Source organism: Paenalcaligenes sp. DL 463 (assembly GCF_057475185.1).
Genome location: NZ_JBYBKX010000002.1, coordinates 112,704 through 130,671 on the forward strand (window position 1 = coordinate 112,704; position 17,968 = coordinate 130,671).

Consider the following 17,968-nt stretch of genomic DNA (forward strand, 5'->3'; position numbering starts at 1 on the left):
GAATGACTGATGTCCAGTATCTTTATGCGGAATAAGGCCAGTAACGCTCGAGGATGACTTTTGTTTCGGCGTTACGCCCTTCTAAACCGTATACTCCTAAGCCGCCTTCGAGGAACATAGCGCGCTCAAAATGATGAGAGACATACTCAGGCGAACACTCCCGTAACAATGCTGCCTGCATTAATATCACCACATGCTGCGCAATTCGTCTTGCACTGATCGTGCGCTCGAGCTCATCGGCTGACAACATGCGTTCCAAGCGCTGCAGGGCAACCTGTGCTGGCGTAGAATGCTGCAAAGACTCACCTAAATACTGACGAAGCGGCGCAATAAAATGAGGCTCACGACTCAAGGCTTTCAGCACCTCTAGGCACATGATGTTTGACGATCCTTCCCAAATTGCGTTAACAGGCGCCTCGCGATAAAGGCGCGGCATTATATTATCTTCAATGTATCCATTACCGCCCCACACCTCTAAGCATTCGGCGCTAAGCTGTTGGGCACGCTTACACACCCAAAACTTTGTCGCCGGAATCACCACTCTCACCAGCGCTTCGTCCAAGCCATTTTTACCTCGTTGATGCGACACCTGCTCGACCGCATGCGCCAAACGTAGCGCTAATAACGTAGACGCTTCGCACTCTACGCCCATATCCACTAGCAGCGCACTCATTAAAGGTTGCTCAATTAACGGCTTATCGAAAGCATGGCGGTGCTGGGCGTGGTGCAGCGCTTGTACCAAAGCCTCGCGCATTAACGCCGCACTGCCCAAAACGCAATCCAAACGAGTTAAGCCAGCCATGCGCATCAGCGTCGCTATGCCGCGCCCTTGCTCGCCGACTAAAACCCCCTCGGCACCATCAAACACGACTTCCGCACTCGCATTTGAACGGTTTCCCAGTTTCTGTTTGAGGCGTTGAATCCGTATGCCATTCGCTTGGCCGTTCTCTTTCAAACGTGGCACAAAAAAACACGATAGCCCCGACTCACTGCGTGCCAGAACAAGATGCGCATCGGCGGTAGGTACCGAATAAAACCACTTTTCCCCTTTTAGCGTGTACGTTTGTTGAGAGCCAACCTCATTAAGTAAGGTTGCCGTGGTTTGCGTTTGGCGTAGATCAGATCCACCTTGGCGCTCGGTCAGCCCCATTCCAATCACAATGGCATTTTTATGCGTAATGGGAAGATCTCGTGGGTCATAGCTATCGCTGCCTAAATGCGGCATTACACTTGCAAGCTCAGGCTCTTGCATTACCACAGGTATAGCGGCTGATGTCATGGTTAACGGACACAACGAACCCGCTTCAACTTGGCCGTGCATAAAGAACGCCGCTGCACGCTCAACGTGCGAACCCGGCTGATCGACACACCACGCTCGGTTATGAACCCCGTATTGCATCGCCAAACGCATTAAGCTGTGCCACGCCGGATGAAAATCAATGCGGTTACTTGGCTCTCCCAAACGGGTATACGCCTGAAACGCTGGGGGATGTTCATTCGCTAATACGCCCCACTCTCGCACCTCTAAGGAACCCAAGCGTGCGCCATAGGCTTCAAGTCGTTTGTGGGCCTTAAAGGAAGACCATTTGGCCACGGCGGCCCGCAATGCAAGATCAGTCGTATACTTATTGTAATCAGCGATGTCGCCGACTTGATTGGGTGTAGTCACTTGCATACGTAGTACTCCAAGTTGAACACTCAGGGACTCATCCGTGTCGACATTCAGGTTAACGGATAACTACAGCATAAATTAGGCCGCCGACTGTTAAAGTAAGGGTTTACTCTTTGGTTAACTAAAATCATGCCTGTTCGACTACTCTGCGGCAGTGCCGCGATTCTTCTCATGCTGGGTGTAACGGCCGGGGCTTTTGGCTCACATGCCCTACGTAATGTCGTCCATATTAATATGCTTGCAGTCTGGCATACGGCAGTGCTCTACCAGCTTTTGCACGGCTTAGGTCTGTTGGCTTTGGTTGCGATTACGCCGCACCTACAGCCGCGCTGCGCCCGTTTAGCAGGCCCCACTCTTTTACTCGGCACCTTACTTTTTAGTTTCAGCTTGTATGCACTCGTGCTAACAAACACGACTTGGTTAGGATTCATCACGCCCATAGGGGGCATGTTGATGATTGCAGGTTGGGGGTTAGTCGCTGTCGCCGCCTTGTTGCGTCCCAAAAACTAACAGCAAAAAAACAAAAAAGCGAATTTGCCATGATCTTCCCCCTAAGACATCAGGCATCGCAACCTATTATCCGGAGATCACGTTGCCCTACCACTCACATCCACTCAAAGCCTTTATTCAACAACTACCCAAAGCCGAACTGCACTTGCACATCGAAGGCACACTTGAACCTGAACTCATTTTTGAACTTGCAGAACGCAATAATATTGAACTTCCCTACCCCTCGGTCGAGGCATTGCGAGCTGCCTACGAGTTCACCGATCTGCAATCATTTTTAGATTTATATTACGCAGGGGCTCGTGTGCTAATCACCGAGGCTGACTTTTACGCCATGACCATGGCGTATTTCAAGCGTATCCATGCGGATGGCGCCGTGCACACTGAAATCATGTTCGATCCGCAAACACATACGTCACGCGGTATCGCCATGGAAACCGTGTTTGCTGGTATTGCAACGGCCTGTAGAGATGCACAAGCGCAATTGGGTATAAGCAGCTATCTCATCCTTAGCTTTTTACGTCACCTCAGCGAAGAAGAGGCGTTTGAAACCCTAGAAGCCGCCCTACCGCTTCGCGACGCGTACAGCGATTTATGGATAGCCATTGGGCTGGACTCTGCCGAGAATGGCAACCCACCTGAAAAATTTGCCCGCGTCTATGCGCGTTGTAAAGCGCTCGGGTTTAGGCTGGTGGCTCATGCGGGTGAAGAAGGTCCGGCGCAGTACGTCAAAGATGCACTGGATATTCTTCACGTTGAGCGCATTGATCACGGTGTGCGCAGCGAGGAAGACCCCGCCCTAGTGCAGCGTATTCTTCAAGAAAAAATCGCCCTTACCGTTTGTCCTTTGTCTAACCTAAAGCTAAAAGTGGTAGACGATTTAAGCACACACAACTTAGCTCGCTTACTGCGTCAAGGCATGCGTATCACCTTAAACTCCGATGATCCCTCTTACTTTGGAGGCTATTTATTGGATAACTACTTAGCCAGCGCCCATGCGTTAAATTTAAGCAAGGATGAGCTCGTCACCTTAGCTCGTAACAGCATCGAAGCGTCTTTCTTATCTGCTGCTGATCAGGCTAAACACCTGCAGGCACTTGAGCAGGCACAAGCACATTAAGCTCATGCAGCTACCCGAACGATACACTCGCGAATTTTACGCTCAAGACACAGTCACTGTGGCTCGCGCACTGTTGGGTAGCTATCTGGTCGTAGGGCGGCCTACTCAGCTTCAAATCGGGCGAATTGTAGAAACCGAAGCGTATCTGGGAAAAAACGATCTGGCCGCCCACAGCTCCAAAGGCATCACGCCTCGCACCAAAATCATGTTCGGCCCCGCTGGCCATGCTTACGTCTACCTGATTTACGGCTTACACCATTGCTTTAATATCGTGACCGAAGCTGAAGGTAGCGGCACAGCCGTATTAATACGTGCCTTAGAACCGGTGCATAATATCGAAATGAATGCTTCTGGACCGGGAAGACTGTGCAAAGCCTTGTCGCTAGATCGCTCGCATAATGGGCTAGATCTTTGCCATGGCGAGCTTTACGTGTGCCCAGCCAAAAGCAATGCCTTACTTGCACAAGAAACCATACTTCAAGCCCCTCGCATTGGGGTAGATTATGCTGGCGACTGGGCACAAAAACCGTTGCGCTTTTTACTCAGTCCAAACTCCTATGTTTCCAAACCTGCACCGATAAAAAAGGATTAAAACCATGAGCTTTACTGACACCAAGCGCCTGATTTTCTCTGTATTCGTTGTGATAGGTTTAAGCGCATGCGGCGCTAGTCAAGAAGACCCTTCTTCCTCTGCCACCTCCCGAGACTACTCGGCATCCAGTAATACGGCATCATGCGATACCGCCCCCGTGCAATCAGCGGTTGGCCAATCGCTAGGTTCAAATACGGCTGCCGATTTGCAGAAGCGTTCGGGTGCAATAAGCCATCGTATTCTTAGACCTGACGCGCACTACACTACCGACTACGACCCCGAACGATTAAACATCCGTATTGATGAAGCCGCCTCCATTAGCAACATTTATTGTGGATAGCCTGCCCCTATGACGGTTGATGAGTTACAGCGCTGCCTGCACCACCACTTTGCCCCTTGGGTACGCTCTTTGCCGTTACACGTTCAACAACGTAGCGACAACTCACTTACCCTGACGTTGGCCGCCGATGCGCAGCTTTATGATGCGTCGGGCGCGCTTAGTGCGCAGGTTTATGCGGTAGCAGCGCAAACAGCCATGAGCTTAGCGCTCACACGTAGTGAGAGCGATTTATCTACGATGCATTGCATGGCTTTTAATATGAATGTGATGAACACTCGCTATGCTAATAGCGTAACGCTGGTTGCTAGCATCCTTCGTCGTGGCAGAAGCGTCGCGTTTGGCGAAATTTCGCTCTACGATCAACAGTCACAACTCGTGGCCCATGCTAGTGCAACATACACCTTGCGTTAGCGTTACCAATGCGTTACATCTGAATCCTAAACATCGATCTTTCTTGATCTATCACCCCTCAGGAGATTCACCATGGCAAAGGTACTTGTTTTATATTATTCGTCATACGGTCATATCGAAACCATGGCACAAGCTGTTGCCGAAGGCGCAAAAAAAGCCGGTGCACAGGTAGACATTAAACGCGTACCTGAACTGGTACCTGAGTCAGTGGCCATAGCTGCCCACTATAAAATGGATCAGCCTGCCCCCATTGCCAAAGTTGAAGAATTAGCCGATTACGATGCCATCATTATTGGCTCAGGCACCCGTTTCGGACGCATTGCTTCGCAAATGGGTAACTTTTTAGATCAAGCAGGTGGCTTGTGGGCTAAGGGTGCGTTGAACGGTAAGGTAGGCGGAGCTTTCACATCGACAGCTACCCAGCACGGGGGCCAAGAGACCACCTTATTTAGCGCTATCACCAACCTATTGCACTTTGGAATGGTAGTTGTAGGCTTACCGTATAGCTTTCAAGGTCAAACCCGCCTTGACGAAGTCACAGGGGGAAGCCCTTATGGCGCCAGTACAATCGCCGGGGGCGACGGCTCACGCCAACCCACCGCCAACGAACTGGATGGGGCCCGGTACCAAGGCCAACACATTGCCGAAGTGGCGATCAAACTTTTCGGTTAACACTTCGTTCACTTGACGCCATACGTAAATAAAAAAGCCCACATAATGATTGATGTGGGCTTTTCTACGTCAATATGCTGTACAAGCTATCTTGTACAACGCATTGAATTAGCGATCAAAGATATCAGGGTTCAATAATATGCTGCGGTCGATCTCTTTAATATCATTACGTCCACAAAAACCCATCGTAATGCTTAATTCGTTTTCAAGCATTTCTAAGACGCGTGTAACGCCTGCTTCGCCCGCTGCACCTAAGGCATACAAGAATGCCCGACCAATCATTGTAGACTGAGCACCCAGTGCCACCGCTCGTAGAATATCTTGGCCTGAACGTATACCACTATCCATCCACACTTCGGTCTGATTGCCAACGGCATCGACAATGTGCGGGACTGCCGAAATGGCTGACGGCGAGCCGTCTAACTGACGTCCACCGTGGTTAGACACCACAATAGCATCGGCGCCAACGTTCACCGCATGGCGAGCATCATCGGCTTCCATAATGCCTTTAAGGATGATTTTTCCACCCCAGCGCTGCTTAATCCATTCAATATCATTCCAAGACAAGCTAGGATCGAACTGCTCTGCCGTCCAGGTGGATAACGAGCTTAAGTCGCTTACGCCTTTAGCATGGCCTACGATATTTCCAAAACTACGACGCTTCGTTTGACGCATGGCATTGCACCAACGCGGCTTGGTCGCAAGATTCAGCAAATTCAGCAAGGTAGGCTTCGGTGGCGTGGACAAACCATTTTTAATGTCTTTGTGACGTTGCCCCAAAACCTGGAGGTCAAGCGTAATCACTAACGCTGAACAATTCGCAGCCTTAGCACGATCAATAAGCGCAGCAATATATTCGCGATCGCGCATCATATATAGCTGGAACCAAAACGGAGCACGTGTATGTTCTGCAATATCTTCCAATGAACAAACGCTCATGGTCGATAAGGTGAACGGCACACCAAACTTATGCGCAGCACGCGCTGCTAAAATTTCACCATCGGCATGCTGCATGCCCGTTAAACCGGTCGGTGCAATCGACACTGGCATACGTACGGGCTCGCCCAACATCGTAGTTTGTAGGCTACGAGTTTCAATATCCACCGCCACACGCTGCCTAAACAATAGACGCTGAAAATCACTATCGTTGGCTCGGTACGTGGACTCAGTCCATGACCCAGAGTCAGCGTAATCATAAAACATGCGCGGCACGCGTCGGCGTGCTAGCTTCTGAAAATCAGCTACGCACGTAATTTTGGATAAATCTTCCACACTGCATCTCCTGTAGTACTTGCGGTGTCACAAGACCGTTATTCTACAAGTAATAGAAGAGTAAAGCACTTACTCCATACAAATAATTCCCCCACTTGATAAAAACAATGCTAGAATAGCGTTCTTCGTAAGACAGAAGACGGTTTTTTGTTGTGAACGGGTCGCCGTTTAACGAGTTAAGGCAACAGCTGATTAACTCAAAAAATTAACCACATGTTAAGTGTTGACAACCTCAAAATTTACATGCTATAGTTCTTCTTCTTTGCGCGGCTGTAGCTCAGTTGGATAGAGTACTTGGCTACGAACCAAGGGGTCGTGGGTTCGAATCCTGCCAGCCGCGCCACTATTCTTAAAAAAGCCACTTCTTCGGAAGTGGCTTTTTTATTGGCTTACAGCGGGTCTATGGGTTAAAAGTATACCTTTTAAAGCAGAATGTTTTAGGTGGTCTTTTTGGGGTGTGGGGATTTTAAGCCAAATAATCCCCACACCTATGTTTGCTCAACTCGTGACTTCAACTTCGCCTGTCGTAATAAAGTTAGTAAATCCATAGATTCCTCATAATCTCCTTTCTTAGAAATAAGCTCTAAAGCATCATAGATTTCTCTGATCTGGGCAGCAGCATAATGAGATGACATACCGCTATTGCTATGCCATAGAATCTCGTCTTGAGTACGTTCAGCTACGCCAGCCATACGCAATCGCATACCTACGGTATGACGTAAATCATGCACATGCAGATCATCTAGCCCTACCTCTCGTCTCACCCTTTGCCAGGCTGTATTGTGTAAAGAGCGAATGGGTTTATAAGTCGGTTTAGTATCCTCTTTGGTTACCCGATAAAAAGTAAATACGAACTCATCATGCCTGCCTCTTTGGTTATCAATAACTTGTTGAGCAACTGAGTTGCAAACAATTATCTTTTCCTGCTTACGTCCTTTGACATAACGTCTAGGAACAATGAAAAGACTGCACGGCTTACCGGCAATATTGAATTGATACTCCCATTCCCAACGTAATTGGCAAACCACGTTAGAACGAACCCCTGTGTTTAAAATGAATAGGGTTTGTAACTATCCCCTAAAATAATACAGCTGAAGCGTAGAATTTTTCTTACACCAAGAAAAAAGGATTTTTACGATGAGCAAACGGATGACAGAAAGCCAAATTGTGGCGATGTTGAAAGAAGCGGAAGCTGGGATACCGATTAAAGAGCTGTGCCGCAAGCATCATGTAGGTAACTCCACATTTTATAAATGGCGAGCCAAATATGGCGGCATGGAGCTCTCCGACGTAAAACGACTCAAAGAGCTTGAGGAGGAGAATCGTCGCTTAAAGCAGATGTATGCTGATTTAAGTTTGAAGTCTCAGTTGCAGGAAGAAATCATAAAAAAGCTGTAGTGCCTGTTGCGACGCGTAAAGACTGGTAATCCCCCCACCAAACCGTAGTGCTTTAAAGTAGAATTTCTCGCAAAGGAAATTCAATGAAAAAGTCTCGTTACACCGACAGCCAAATCATGGCCATCTTAAAACAAGCTGAAGCCGGTACACCGATACCAGAACTGTGCCGTGAGCACGGTATGAGCAATGCCACATTTTATAAATGGCGTGCGAAATACGGCGGCATGGACACCTCCATGATGGCTCGGCTCAAAGAGCTGGAGCTAGAAAATCAACGGCTCAAGAAAATGTATGCCGAAGAGCGCTTGAAAGCGGAAATCGCGCGTGAGGCCATCGAAAAAAAGTGGTGACGCCATCTCGGCGTAAAGAGATGGCGCAACGTGCTGTACAGCACTACAACGTGAGTATTCGTCTGGCCTGTACGGTATTTAGCATTAGCCAGAGCTGCTATTACTATCAGCCAAAACACGCTCAAGAAAACGATGTCATCGCAGACTGGTTAATTCAGTTAACGACAGGACGGCATCACCGTATCCCACATCAACTTGAACTGAGCAACGAGCCCCATCAACCCGTCCGAGTAAAGTGACACGAATACCTGCGTAATTCGATTCTTTACGAATTTCTGCAGCTTGGATGCTAGTTACGTCAAATTGAATCCCGTCATCGACCTCTAACAGACATAAATCTTCAAAAGCCGCTACCAAGTACGGTTCCTCCGCCAGACCAAAGCCAAGTAAATCTATGTCTCGCGTCGGGCGTAGAGGCACATCGAACCAAAGATCAAACAGTAAGGCACCTTTAAGCAGAAAATGGTCGGCATGCTCAGAAATGCTCAATCGGTACAACAGACGCTCAAGAGCATATCGTGTCAGCACCAATGAAAAATCGCGCTTTTCCGCCCTGGCCTTATTAAAAAGTCGTGCACGTACTGACGCACCAACATTGCGCACATTCAAGTCAGTGCCTCCAGGTAAGGCCGCATCACATTTGTCATGCGACATATTTTTGCGTAATGCCAGATTTCATCCATCGTTACACGTTTCGTATTCCATGCATCACGCAGTGCTTCCAGCGCGACATCCAGACCGATCTTATTGCGAAACTTAAAGCAGTCAACTACCGTTTTAGCTACGCTGGTTACACGCACCTTGACGCCTTCTACAGTATGAGTTTCGACGCCTTCGGTTAGCGCAGCTCCACTGAAACGAACAATCCGCAGGGGTGGATATTCCATTTTTGGGGCACGTGCTTTATTGGGAATGGCGATCCACACCTCGAAAGGTGACTGTGTCGTCAGCTCATGAAACCGGAGCGCTGACAGTAGACAAATAAGCACATCTGGATGCTTGCTGGCAACTTCGACCAGTGTCGTATGTTCGGATATGGGTCGATCAGGCAATGCGTAAAGCCCTCGACTAAGTCGTGTCAGTTTGCCTTGCCGTTCCAATGTGCTAAGCGCCATGCGAGAGAAGCCGTGGGCTTCTACATCACGTGGACGGATTAGACCGTGGCGTTGAACCAGATCAAGGACAAGACTGTTAGAACTTTTCATTACATCATTATTTCATAACGTCGGTATTTGTCAATATTTACCGACGGTTCGATGTTTCAAAAGAACCTCGCATTGATTATTGAAGGATTAAAAAGCTTCACATTCATGAGGATAACAGGCCAACCCTACGAACCAAGGGATCGTGGGTTCGAATCCTGCCAGCAGCGTCATATTTAAACTAGTGATATCAACTAGTTATAACCGCCTAGAGCACAAAATGCTTTAGGCGGTTTTTTTATACCATGGGGATTTTGTGAGCACTCACTCTACCGCAGTCCCAAAATGAATCTCTACGGCAAATCTCCCAGCGCTCGCCTGTGCATGGTTCGCCCTGCTGTAAACAGACAGCTTTTGGCGCTTTTCTTAATTTCGCAATCAAAATACTATAGCCACCGGCGTACTTTACTCTTGTAGCTGTCGAACGCCACCCCAAATTTTTGGCTCAATAGGCGTTCCTCGGGAATGATCTGAAAGCGCGTGATATAGGCAATAAAAACAATCAAGCCCGTCATCGACAGCACATTGCCAAGATAAATCGCCCATCCGGCAAGAAGAAGCAACACCCCAAGATACATGGGGTTCCGACTGTAGCGATAGACCCCTGAGCTGATCAGGTTCGAAGCTGATGCGGGGTGTTTTGGATCCATTGTGGTGCGCGCGCGTCTGAAAGCAACCATGCTCACCAGGCTGATAACAAGCCCAAGCAGTGCAAAAACATAGGCGATCACGGTGTTCTGGAGCCAGGCCAGGGTGAATGCAGAAAACATCCTTGACACCACCCACATCATCAGTCCGATCAGGAACATGACAAGGGGTGGCGGAATAAGCAACTCAAGTCGTTTCATAGCTATCATCATCCTGGCGGGTTTTAATCCACCTGTAAAAGTGCATCCAGATCAAGAATCGCGATCTGGCGCTGACCGGACTGTGAAATCCACCCTGCTTCTTCAAACTCACCCAACCTGCGACTGACAGTTTCCGGGGTAGTACCCAGAAAAGAGGCCAGATATCGGCGGCTCATGGGCAGACTGAAGCTTGGGGAATCTGCTTGCTCGGCCTGGTCGACCAGATACTGGGCCAGGCGCGCATTGATGGACTCCGTAGCGATCGCCGTCGTCTGCTTTTCGCTGGTACCCAAACGTCGCGACAGTTCTGCAAGCACATGCAAGCTGATATCGGGATATTGACGTAGAAGCTCACGTACATCGGCCTGATAAATCGTACAGATTTCGGATGCCTGCATGGCCTCGGCATACGAATCCTGGGCGCTAGCCGAAAACAAGGCCAGTTCTCCGGCAAAATCACCGGGACTCAGGATGCGTACCAGTTGCTCTTTTCCGGCATCGGAAAGCCGGTACACCTTCACCTTCCCCTTATGGACAATGAAGAGCTTATCTGAGGGGTCGCCGGCCCGATGAATAAACTGGCCTCGTTCATAGGTACGCATGGCCGCTTTATCAGCAATTATTGCCAGCGTATCGGAAGGCAGATGATTAAAGATCGGTACCCGTGAAACGCACAAGGTCGGGATGTGCTCACAGTTATCAACTGGTGAAGAATGAGGCTTAAGGGTCATACTTGATCACTCATGTGGTGGGGTTGTGTCATAACAAAGGCTCCAGCCGCCTGGCCGGAGCGTCTTCTTACTTCAGACTCGCTCAAAATCAGGCGCCTTGGGAACCCGGGCTGGCGTTTACGAGTTTGTCGGTCTGTCGCGCGGCTTGACCCCGTGCCCGATAGCTTATCAGCCTGACCGCGTTAAGGGTAACCAGTATGACGCTGGCTTCGTGGATGAGCATGCCGGATGCAAGGAAGATCTTGCCCAGCAGCACCCCGGCAAGCAGCACAGCCACGGTACCCACGGCCATAATCGTGTTTTGCTGCATATTGCGTACGGTCGCCTTGGCCAGGGAATAAGCGTGCGCGAACTGATCCAGCCTGTCCGACATCAGAACGATATCGGCTGCTTCCATCGAAATATCGGTACCCCCGACACCCATGGCCAAGCCAACATCGGCAGTGGCAAGCGCGGGCGCATCGTTGATGCCGTCACCCACCATGGCCACACGATAACCCTGACTTTTCAGCGTGTTGACCCACGTCACCTTGTCTTGGGGCAGCAGTTCAGCGTGTACGGCATCCAGACCCAATGCGTCACCTACCAGCTGTGCCGTATGACGGTTATCGCCCGTAAGCATAATGGCTTGCTTCACGCCCGCATGTCGCAGTTGCTGGATGGCCGATTTGGCTTCAGGCTTGATCTGGTCAGCGATCGAGATCACACCGGCCAACGTCTTGTCGATGGCCACTAGTACAGCCGTATTGCCAGCTTTTTCACGTTCGATGGCATAGGCGTCAACCTGGCCGGTGAGCGCCACACCCTGATCGGTCATAAGCTTGCGGTTACCGATCGCCAGGTGCTGCTCGGCGACCGTGGCAACCATGCCCCCGCCCTTGATGATGGCCACATCTTGTGGTTCTTCGGTCAGGGCAAGATCCCGCTTCCTGGCTTCCGCGACAATGGTTTGACCCAGATGGTGTTCGGACACTTTTTCAGCATCGGCCACCAGGCGCAGCAGTGCATTTTCTTCCATGCCCCAGGTTTTGACTTCAGTGACCTCGGGCTTGCCTTTAGTGAGCGTACCCGTCTTGTCAAAGACGACAAGATCAACTTTAGAGAGCTTTTCCATGATTTCGCCACCCTTGACCAGCACCCCGTTACGCGCACCGTTCCCGATACCGGCCACCATGGACACTGGCGCAGAGATTACCAGCGCACCCGGACAGGCGATCACCAGAAAGGTCAGCGCCAGTTCGACGTTACGCGAGAACATATACACCAGGATGGACATAATCACGATAGCGGGCGTATAGATCTGGGCGAAGCGGTCCAGAAATTTCTGCGTGGTTGTCTTGGTCTCTTGCGCCTCTTCTACCATTTCAATGATTTTGGCAAAAGTGGTGTCATCCCCCACGCGATCGGCCGTGACTTCGATATAGCCATTATCAAGGATGGTGCCGCTGAACACGCGATCCCCTAACGATTTGCTGGCCGGCACGGATTCTCCCGTAATGGCGGCTTCGACAATCAGCGCCTGACCCGAAGCGATGATGCCGTCTACGGCGACTTTTTCGCCTGAACGGATCAGCACTCGATCGCCTTTGACCACCTCTTCGACCGGTACCGTAACGTGACCTTCGGGGCGAATCACCGTCGCTTCGGTGGGGGTCTGGTCAATCAGCTCACGCAAGGATGAGCGGGTCTTTTCCAGGGTGCGCGATTCCAGGTAGGCACCAAAAATAAAAAGGAAGGTCACGACGGCCGATTCGGCATATTCGCCGATAATCAGGGCACCGATGACAGCGATCGTGACAAGCAGCTCAATGCTGAAGGCCTTCATGCGCAGCGCTTTGAAGGCCTTGACAGCAATAAAGTAGCCCGCGAACAGGGACGAGACAATCAGGACATAGTCCTTCCATTGCGAGAGATCTACCCAATGCAGACCAAACGCCGCCAGCAACATCAGACTGGTGATGGCGGCGATATGAGAATTTTTCAATTTGTTCATACCGTACTCCAGGGTGTACAGGTTCAGGGCGACCGGATACGGGCCGCCAATGACGGCCTAGCTCCGGGAGCCCAGTAGTGATGGATTAAGAATGATGCTCACAATCCAAAAAAGCGGCTATGCAACTTTTTTCGAGAGCACTGGATAACCCAGTTTTACGATGACATCCTGCACGGCATCGGCCGTGGTTGTGGCCGCATCGAATTCGACGCGAACGTGTCCCGAGTTAAACATCACCTGGACCTTTTCTACACCATCGACTTTGCCGACCGTGTTTTCGATCTTCTTGATACAGGAAGGACAGGTAAAAGGCTCCATGTTGAAAACGGCTTTGCTCAAAACTTTAGACATATGTTGACTCCTTAGCGATTGAATTGATGGTTCTATCGTAAGGTGCAACCACACGTGCCACCATTGACGGGTGACAAGTTTCAGATTGGCTCCGAAAAAGATTTTTCTATACCATATGGACAATGCAGACTCTTACCGGTAGGGCAAATGAACGACAACGGTGCCAGCCAGAATTGGCAAGAAGTGCTCGATTTCTGGTTTCCTGAAGGACATTCACGCCAGATTGACCTTGCAACCCATAAAGATTATTGGTTCTGGCGGATGCGTGGTGGAGCAGACAACGAAATTACGAGTCGCTTTGCAGACCTGACCGCGAGAGCGGCGGCTGGTCGCCTTGGCCAGTGGGCGGCTGACCCGGAAGGCAGACTGGCCCTCGTCATCGTGCTCGATCAGTTTTCAAGATCGGTGTGGCGAAACAATCCCCGATCCTTTGCTCAGGATACCGCCGCACTAGCGTTGACCATGGAAGGACTGTCGAATGACCACTACGCCCGACTGCCTACGCCTTGGCACAAGGTAGTTTTTGGCCTGCCACTTGGGCATTGCGAAGGGGACGATCATCTCGAGCGCCTTGATCTTCTTATTAAACTTCGTGAAGAAATAGCCACGCAAGCGCCGCCGCACCTGTTGCCGGTATACCAGTCTTTGGTGAAGCAGGCTCAAGATGTGCGACAGGTTATTGCTGCTTTTGGACGGCACCCACACCGCAATCAACTACTGGGCCGCCAATCCACGCGTGATGAACAAACCTATCTGGGCAAGAAGCAGTTTCCACATTTACGAGCATTTCAAGATCTACAGTAAGCACGTAACGACCAGCGTACCAGTCAAGCTTTTTCAGCCTGCAATAGCACGTGGTCAACAAACGTGTAGTTGCCCGTGGCCTGCCCGGGTTTTTTCGATCCACTGTAACTGGACGGCGTTTTGTATTCCTCATAGCTATAACCTCCTCTAGCCAATGGGTCGCATCCAGGACATTGATAAGCAGGTGTTATGCAGATGCTGTCCAATCGTCGATCACTAGTCCTGCACTTTTTGGCACTCGACTGAATACGCGGTCTTTCGTCACAAGCATAAGTTTTTCATGACGCTTTTTAGCGTCCTGTTGCCGTGCACTGGTATGTGCAGCAATCATCATGTCCATGGATGCCAATGTAGTGCCAGCGGCTTCGCAGGCAGCACGTAGCTGTCCATATGCTTTGGCCACGTCTGAAGTCCAAGGCAACACCTCAACGCGGGCTAAAAACTCCGTCACCCGCTTTGTCAGCCCTTTCGGATAATCGCGTTTAGCGACCCCATACAGCAACTCTGCTTCGGTCACCACTGAGATAAAAATGCAATGCATAGGCACCTGCACCAACCGCTCACGCACGATGGGCAAATCACCTTTGATGATGTGACTGGCTATGTTGGTATCAAGCAGGTACGTTTTCATCATCAGATTTAATTCTGATCATTCGATCTGGAAAATGGATCACCCGATGATTCTGGTTGATCACGGTCTGCCTCGGTCATAAAGTCTGCGGGCACATCAGTAGTCTTATCAAGGGCAAAGAAATCAACCCACGAATCGGGGCGGCGTGACAAGATAACATCGCCCGTTTCAGGGTCGCGTCTTATATAGACTTCACTTTCGTCAAAACGAAAGTCTTGAGGCAGCCTAACCGCCTGGCTGCGTCCATTCATAAAAATTTTGGCAATCTGAGTCATAGCAAGCTCTTAATGATTGGTATATACCAAAATATATATCAAGCAGATCTGACACGCCAAACTCCTTATCGGATTTTCGTGCTGCCACGGAGCCACCTGCCTCGGCCATGCCGTACCATCCTACGAACCAAGGGGTCGTGGGTTCGAATCCTGCCAGCCGCGCCACTATTCTTAAAAAAGCCACTTCTTCGGAAGTGGCTTTTTTTATCTTGTGTTATGTGCGATGCGATGCGCATAAAGACCGAAAAGGTGGATGTAGCCTGAGTCAACGGGCCCAGTAACATCGAGCGCCTGTACACCTTCATGCATCGTAATCGCAACGGTAAATCTCATGCAGGGCTCTCTTCTTTTAAAGCGGTACTTTTCAGGCTTTTGATCAGACATCCTAAGAAAAGATGGTACTTTGATACGATAACCACGATTTGCAGTGGCTATTCATTCGGAGAAAGTATGAGCATCAAGACCATGTTTGTCGAAGCCGGAGGTGGCTTTGACGCGGTTTCTGTCGGAACAACCCAAGCCAAAGATCCTCAGGCGGGCGAAATCACTGTTCGGCTGCGCGCTAGCTCCCTGAACTATCATGATCTTGGGGTAGTCAGCGGTGCAATGGCGCCTGCCGAGCGTCGTATCCCCATGTCAGACGGCGCTGGTGAAGTGATAGCGGTTGGGGCGGGCGTGGAAGAATTCGCGGTAGGCGACCACGTTGTCAGTACCTTCTTTCCTGATTGGCTGGCCGGTGAGCCCACCGTCGCCGGCTTCGGGCGCGTGCCCGGTGATGGCATTGACGGCTATGCGCGTGAACAGGTGACCATGCCTGCAACCGCATTCACTCTGACTCCTAAGGGATACAGCCACGCAGAAGCCGCCACGTTGACGACGGCCGGGCTCACTGCCTGGCGTGCATTGTTTGAAAACGCAAACCTCAGTCCAGGCCAGACCGTATTGGTTCAGGGTTCGGGAGGGGTGTCCATCTTTGCATTGCAGCTTGCCAAAATCGCTGGTGCTCGCGTAATCGCCACTACGTCAAGCGAAACAAAAATGGCCAGACTGAAAGAGCTGGGTGCCGACGACGTCATTAACTATCGTGAAGATCAAACCTGGGGTAAAACGGTCTTGCGCCTTACAGAAGGCCGAGGTGTAGACCACGTCATCGAAGTGGGTGGACCTTCCACGCTAGCCCAGTCCATAGCAGCAACGCGAGTGGGCGGCCATATCGCGGTGATTGGTGTGCTGAGCGGTATGAATAGCGAACTGCCTCTGGGGCCTGCATTGGCCCGCCACGTGAATCTGAAGGCATTCATTGTGGGGAGCCGTCGTCATCAGGAAAATTTCGTTCGCGCCATCGAAGCCAATGGCCTGCGACCCATCATCGATAAACACTTCGCTATGGAAGACATGGTGGAAGCTTTCAAATATCAGGCCAGCGGCCAGCACTTTGGGAAGATTGTGCTAGATATCTAGGACGATGGTGGCACCCGCCTACGAAGCAAGGGGCTGTGGCTTCGAGCCCTTCCAGCTGCGCCACTATTCTTAATAAAGTCACTTCTTCGGAAGTGGCTTTATTATTTTGTGCTGATCTTGGCCGGCGTCAACCCCAGCACAGCCACTGCCAGCACCAGTGGCACAACGGAAACCCACAGCACCGTGTCCCAGTCGTACGCTGCCAGCAGACTGCCTGATGCGAACGATCCCACTGCCATTGTGCCGAACACGATGAAGTCGTTGAACGATTGGACCCGTGTTTTCTCTTCTGGGCGATGGCATTCCAGCACCATCGCTGATGCGCCCACAAAACCGAAGTTCCAGCCTATGCCAAGTAGCGTTAGTGAGATCCAGAAATGAGCGACTTCTAGCCCCGATAGCCCAACAAGAATCGACAACCCGGTAAGCGCAAGACCAGCCATCACAACGCGCCCTGCCCCATAGCGGGTGATAAGTCCGCCTGTAATAAAACTTGGCGCGTACATGGCAATTACATGCCACTGGAGGCCTAGATTGGCGTTTTCTTGCGAATGCCCGCACATTTGCATCGCCAATGGTGCGGCCGTCATCAAGAAATTCATCAGCATGTACGACACTGCGCCACATGTGATGGCAGTAATAAAAAGAGGCTGCCGCACGATAACGCCTAAGGGTCGACCTCCGGCAATCTCTGCTGCAGTGGGCTTGGGTAGCTTAACACCCAGTAAAACGATGGCGGACAGAGCCGCAGCTACTGCTTGGGCAATATAGGTAGCTGCGAACATGTGAGGAGGCCAAATGTACATGGTATGGGTAACTAACTGTGGCCCGACCACTCCGGCCAGTACTCCACCGCCCATGACGAATGACAAGGCACGCGCCCGTTTTACGGGCTCTACACCATCGGCGGCAGCAAAACGAAACGACAAAACAACCGCAGCGTATGCCCCACCAAAAAAGGTGGCCATGCAAAATAGCCAAAACGAGCCGATATAAACCGCCAGCGCTGCCAAGATTCCCGTCAACACGCCACATCCGGTACCAGCTAAAAAAGCCGCACGTCTGCCGTAGTGCCGAGCAATAGCCCCAGCCGGCAGGATGCAAGCTGCCATGCCCACTACAAAAATAGAGATCGGCAACGTTGCCAGAGATTTACTCGGTGCAAGCATGTGCCCGACGATGGATCCTGTCGCATACACAACCACAGCGTTCGCGCCTGCCAGCGCCTGAGCAACGGTTAGACGAAAAACGTTACTGCGTTGCTGAGACGTAGGCAGTATAGAAGGCTCATCGGGATTTTGTGGGGACACTGTAATGGCCATAATCAACTTACAAAAG

20 protein-coding genes, 1 tRNA gene and 2 pseudogenes are annotated in these 17,968 nt (G+C 50.7%); 11 read left to right on the top strand and 12 right to left on the bottom strand.

Annotation, left to right across the window (positions count from 1 at the left end; translation table 11 throughout):
- Window positions 1–22: 22 nt before the first annotated feature.
- On the bottom strand, window positions 23–1,675 hold the full coding sequence (locus AC2UZI_RS10595) for an acyl-CoA dehydrogenase family protein (RefSeq protein ID WP_486943842.1): 1,653 nt from the start codon (window positions 1,673–1,675) through the stop codon (window positions 23–25).
- Window positions 1,676–1,801: 126 nt separating this feature from the next.
- Here AC2UZI_RS10595 and AC2UZI_RS10600 point away from each other — a divergent pair, with 126 nt between their 5' ends.
- The 6 genes from AC2UZI_RS10600 to wrbA all read left to right on the top strand — a co-directional run bounded on the left by AC2UZI_RS10600 (window position 1,802) and on the right by wrbA (window position 5,314).
- Window positions 1,802–2,182, top strand: coding sequence for a DUF423 domain-containing protein (locus AC2UZI_RS10600; protein ID WP_486943843.1), 381 nt, complete (start codon window positions 1,802–1,804; stop codon window positions 2,180–2,182).
- A gap of 82 nt (window positions 2,183–2,264) precedes the next feature.
- A complete protein-coding gene (locus AC2UZI_RS10605; protein ID WP_486943844.1) occupies window positions 2,265–3,299 on the top strand; it encodes an adenosine deaminase in 1,035 nt (344 codons plus the stop codon).
- Between the two features lie 4 nt (window positions 3,300–3,303).
- On the top strand, window positions 3,304–3,891 hold the full coding sequence (locus AC2UZI_RS10610) for a DNA-3-methyladenine glycosylase (RefSeq protein ID WP_486943845.1): 588 nt from the start codon (window positions 3,304–3,306) through the stop codon (window positions 3,889–3,891).
- A 4-nt stretch (window positions 3,892–3,895) separates the two neighbouring features.
- Window positions 3,896–4,231 (top strand): I78 family peptidase inhibitor, encoded by a 336-nt coding sequence (locus tag AC2UZI_RS10615; protein ID WP_486943846.1) that lies wholly within the window; start codon window positions 3,896–3,898, stop codon window positions 4,229–4,231.
- 9 nt (window positions 4,232–4,240) lie between these two features.
- On the top strand, window positions 4,241–4,642 hold the full coding sequence (locus AC2UZI_RS10620) for a PaaI family thioesterase (RefSeq protein ID WP_486943847.1): 402 nt from the start codon (window positions 4,241–4,243) through the stop codon (window positions 4,640–4,642).
- Between the two features lie 72 nt (window positions 4,643–4,714).
- Window positions 4,715–5,314 (top strand): NAD(P)H:quinone oxidoreductase, encoded by a 600-nt coding sequence (gene wrbA / locus AC2UZI_RS10625; protein WP_486943848.1) that lies wholly within the window; start codon window positions 4,715–4,717, stop codon window positions 5,312–5,314.
- Between the two features lie 108 nt (window positions 5,315–5,422).
- On the opposite strand, the gene AC2UZI_RS10630 is transcribed toward wrbA, so the two are convergent.
- The gene (locus AC2UZI_RS10630) at window positions 5,423–6,586 is read right to left on the bottom strand and encodes an alpha-hydroxy acid oxidase (RefSeq protein ID WP_486943849.1); all 1,164 of its coding nucleotides are present in this window, start codon (window positions 6,584–6,586) and stop codon (window positions 5,423–5,425) included.
- Between the two features lie 266 nt (window positions 6,587–6,852).
- On the opposite strand from AC2UZI_RS10630, the gene AC2UZI_RS10635 reads away from it, so the two are divergent.
- Window positions 6,853–6,929 (top strand) — tRNA-Arg (locus tag AC2UZI_RS10635).
- A 145-nt stretch (window positions 6,930–7,074) separates the two neighbouring features.
- Here the strand turns inward: AC2UZI_RS10635 and AC2UZI_RS10640 are convergent.
- Window positions 7,075–7,641, bottom strand: a complete 567-nt coding sequence (locus AC2UZI_RS10640) for a tyrosine-type recombinase/integrase (RefSeq protein WP_486944010.1) — start codon at window positions 7,639–7,641, stop codon at window positions 7,075–7,077.
- A gap of 82 nt (window positions 7,642–7,723) precedes the next feature.
- Here AC2UZI_RS10640 and AC2UZI_RS10645 point away from each other — a divergent pair.
- Both AC2UZI_RS10645 and AC2UZI_RS10650 read left to right on the top strand, forming a co-directional pair.
- Window positions 7,724–7,978, top strand: a pseudogene (locus AC2UZI_RS10645) (transposase); the annotation flags it as partial.
- A gap of 89 nt (window positions 7,979–8,067) precedes the next feature.
- Window positions 8,068–8,501, top strand: a pseudogene (locus tag AC2UZI_RS10650) (transposase); the annotation flags it as partial.
- Here the strand turns inward: AC2UZI_RS10650 and AC2UZI_RS10655 are convergent.
- The 6 genes from AC2UZI_RS10655 to AC2UZI_RS10680 form a co-directional block, all read right to left on the bottom strand.
- Window positions 8,470–8,988, bottom strand: coding sequence for a nucleotidyl transferase AbiEii/AbiGii toxin family protein (locus AC2UZI_RS10655; protein WP_486943850.1), 519 nt, complete (start codon window positions 8,986–8,988; stop codon window positions 8,470–8,472). The pseudogene AC2UZI_RS10650 and the gene AC2UZI_RS10655 sit on opposite strands and share 32 nt — an antisense overlap.
- Window positions 8,940–9,539 (bottom strand): type IV toxin-antitoxin system AbiEi family antitoxin domain-containing protein, encoded by a 600-nt coding sequence (locus AC2UZI_RS10660; protein WP_486943851.1) that lies wholly within the window; start codon window positions 9,537–9,539, stop codon window positions 8,940–8,942. Before AC2UZI_RS10660 ends, AC2UZI_RS10655 begins: the two co-directional genes overlap by 49 nt.
- A 383-nt stretch (window positions 9,540–9,922) precedes the next feature.
- The gene (locus tag AC2UZI_RS10665) at window positions 9,923–10,384 is read right to left on the bottom strand and encodes a methyltransferase family protein (RefSeq protein ID WP_486943852.1); all 462 of its coding nucleotides are present in this window, start codon (window positions 10,382–10,384) and stop codon (window positions 9,923–9,925) included.
- 23 nt (window positions 10,385–10,407) lie between these two features.
- Window positions 10,408–11,115 carry a Crp/Fnr family transcriptional regulator gene (locus tag AC2UZI_RS10670; RefSeq protein WP_486943853.1) on the bottom strand — a complete coding sequence of 236 codons (708 nt, stop codon included), beginning with the start codon at window positions 11,113–11,115 and terminating at the stop codon, window positions 10,408–10,410.
- A gap of 88 nt (window positions 11,116–11,203) precedes the next feature.
- Complete coding sequence (locus tag AC2UZI_RS10675; RefSeq protein WP_486943854.1) at window positions 11,204–13,108, bottom strand: heavy metal translocating P-type ATPase; 1,905 nt, start codon at window positions 13,106–13,108, stop codon at window positions 11,204–11,206.
- 117 nt (window positions 13,109–13,225) lie between these two features.
- Window positions 13,226–13,459: a heavy-metal-associated domain-containing protein gene (locus tag AC2UZI_RS10680; protein WP_486943855.1), complete on the bottom strand. Its 234-nt coding sequence runs from the start codon at window positions 13,457–13,459 to the stop codon at window positions 13,226–13,228.
- A 147-nt stretch (window positions 13,460–13,606) separates the two neighbouring features.
- Here AC2UZI_RS10680 and AC2UZI_RS10685 point away from each other — a divergent pair, with 147 nt between their 5' ends.
- On the top strand, window positions 13,607–14,263 hold the full coding sequence (locus AC2UZI_RS10685) for a DUF924 family protein (protein WP_486943856.1): 657 nt from the start codon (window positions 13,607–13,609) through the stop codon (window positions 14,261–14,263).
- A 187-nt stretch (window positions 14,264–14,450) separates the two neighbouring features.
- On the opposite strand, the gene AC2UZI_RS10690 is transcribed toward AC2UZI_RS10685, so the two are convergent.
- On the bottom strand, window positions 14,451–14,897 hold the full coding sequence (locus tag AC2UZI_RS10690; RefSeq protein ID WP_486943857.1) for a type II toxin-antitoxin system VapC family toxin: 447 nt from the start codon (window positions 14,895–14,897) through the stop codon (window positions 14,451–14,453).
- A gap of 5 nt (window positions 14,898–14,902) precedes the next feature.
- Window positions 14,903–15,169 carry an antitoxin gene (locus tag AC2UZI_RS10695; protein ID WP_486943858.1) on the bottom strand — a complete coding sequence of 89 codons (267 nt, stop codon included), beginning with the start codon at window positions 15,167–15,169 and terminating at the stop codon, window positions 14,903–14,905.
- Between the two features lie 456 nt (window positions 15,170–15,625).
- On the opposite strand from AC2UZI_RS10695, the gene AC2UZI_RS10700 reads away from it, so the two are divergent.
- The gene (locus AC2UZI_RS10700; RefSeq protein WP_486944011.1) at window positions 15,626–16,630 is read left to right on the top strand and encodes a zinc-dependent alcohol dehydrogenase family protein; all 1,005 of its coding nucleotides are present in this window, start codon (window positions 15,626–15,628) and stop codon (window positions 16,628–16,630) included.
- A gap of 101 nt (window positions 16,631–16,731) precedes the next feature.
- On the opposite strand, the gene AC2UZI_RS10705 is transcribed toward AC2UZI_RS10700, so the two are convergent.
- A complete protein-coding gene (locus AC2UZI_RS10705; RefSeq protein ID WP_486943859.1) occupies window positions 16,732–17,940 on the bottom strand; it encodes an MFS transporter in 1,209 nt (402 codons plus the stop codon).
- Window positions 17,941–17,968 lie beyond the last annotated feature (28 nt).

Bases quoted from the DNA above. Each gene is read 5' to 3' on its own strand.
- AC2UZI_RS10675 (WP_486943854.1), bottom strand. From the start codon at position 13,108: ATGAACAAATTGAAAAATTCTCATATCGCCGCCATCACCAGTCTGATG.
- wrbA (WP_486943848.1), top strand. From the start codon at position 4,715: ATGGCAAAGGTACTTGTTTTATATTATTCGTCATACGGTCATATCGAA.
- AC2UZI_RS10610 (WP_486943845.1), top strand. From the start codon at position 3,304: ATGCAGCTACCCGAACGATACACTCGCGAATTTTACGCTCAAGACACA.
- AC2UZI_RS10615 (WP_486943846.1), top strand. From the start codon at position 3,896: ATGAGCTTTACTGACACCAAGCGCCTGATTTTCTCTGTATTCGTTGTG.
- AC2UZI_RS10600 (WP_486943843.1), top strand. From the start codon at position 1,802: ATGCCTGTTCGACTACTCTGCGGCAGTGCCGCGATTCTTCTCATGCTG.
- AC2UZI_RS10685 (WP_486943856.1), top strand. From the start codon at position 13,607: ATGAACGACAACGGTGCCAGCCAGAATTGGCAAGAAGTGCTCGATTTC.
- AC2UZI_RS10670 (WP_486943853.1), bottom strand. From the start codon at position 11,115: ATGACCCTTAAGCCTCATTCTTCACCAGTTGATAACTGTGAGCACATC.
- AC2UZI_RS10680 (WP_486943855.1), bottom strand. From the start codon at position 13,459: ATGTCTAAAGTTTTGAGCAAAGCCGTTTTCAACATGGAGCCTTTTACC.
- AC2UZI_RS10695 (WP_486943858.1), bottom strand. From the start codon at position 15,169: ATGACTCAGATTGCCAAAATTTTTATGAATGGACGCAGCCAGGCGGTT.
- AC2UZI_RS10620 (WP_486943847.1), top strand. From the start codon at position 4,241: ATGACGGTTGATGAGTTACAGCGCTGCCTGCACCACCACTTTGCCCCT.
- AC2UZI_RS10660 (WP_486943851.1), bottom strand. From the start codon at position 9,539: ATGAAAAGTTCTAACAGTCTTGTCCTTGATCTGGTTCAACGCCACGGT.
- AC2UZI_RS10655 (WP_486943850.1), bottom strand. From the start codon at position 8,988: ATGTCGCATGACAAATGTGATGCGGCCTTACCTGGAGGCACTGACTTG.
- AC2UZI_RS10665 (WP_486943852.1), bottom strand. From the start codon at position 10,384: ATGAAACGACTTGAGTTGCTTATTCCGCCACCCCTTGTCATGTTCCTG.
- AC2UZI_RS10595 (WP_486943842.1), bottom strand. From the start codon at position 1,675: ATGCAAGTGACTACACCCAATCAAGTCGGCGACATCGCTGATTACAAT.
- AC2UZI_RS10690 (WP_486943857.1), bottom strand. From the start codon at position 14,897: ATGATGAAAACGTACCTGCTTGATACCAACATAGCCAGTCACATCATC.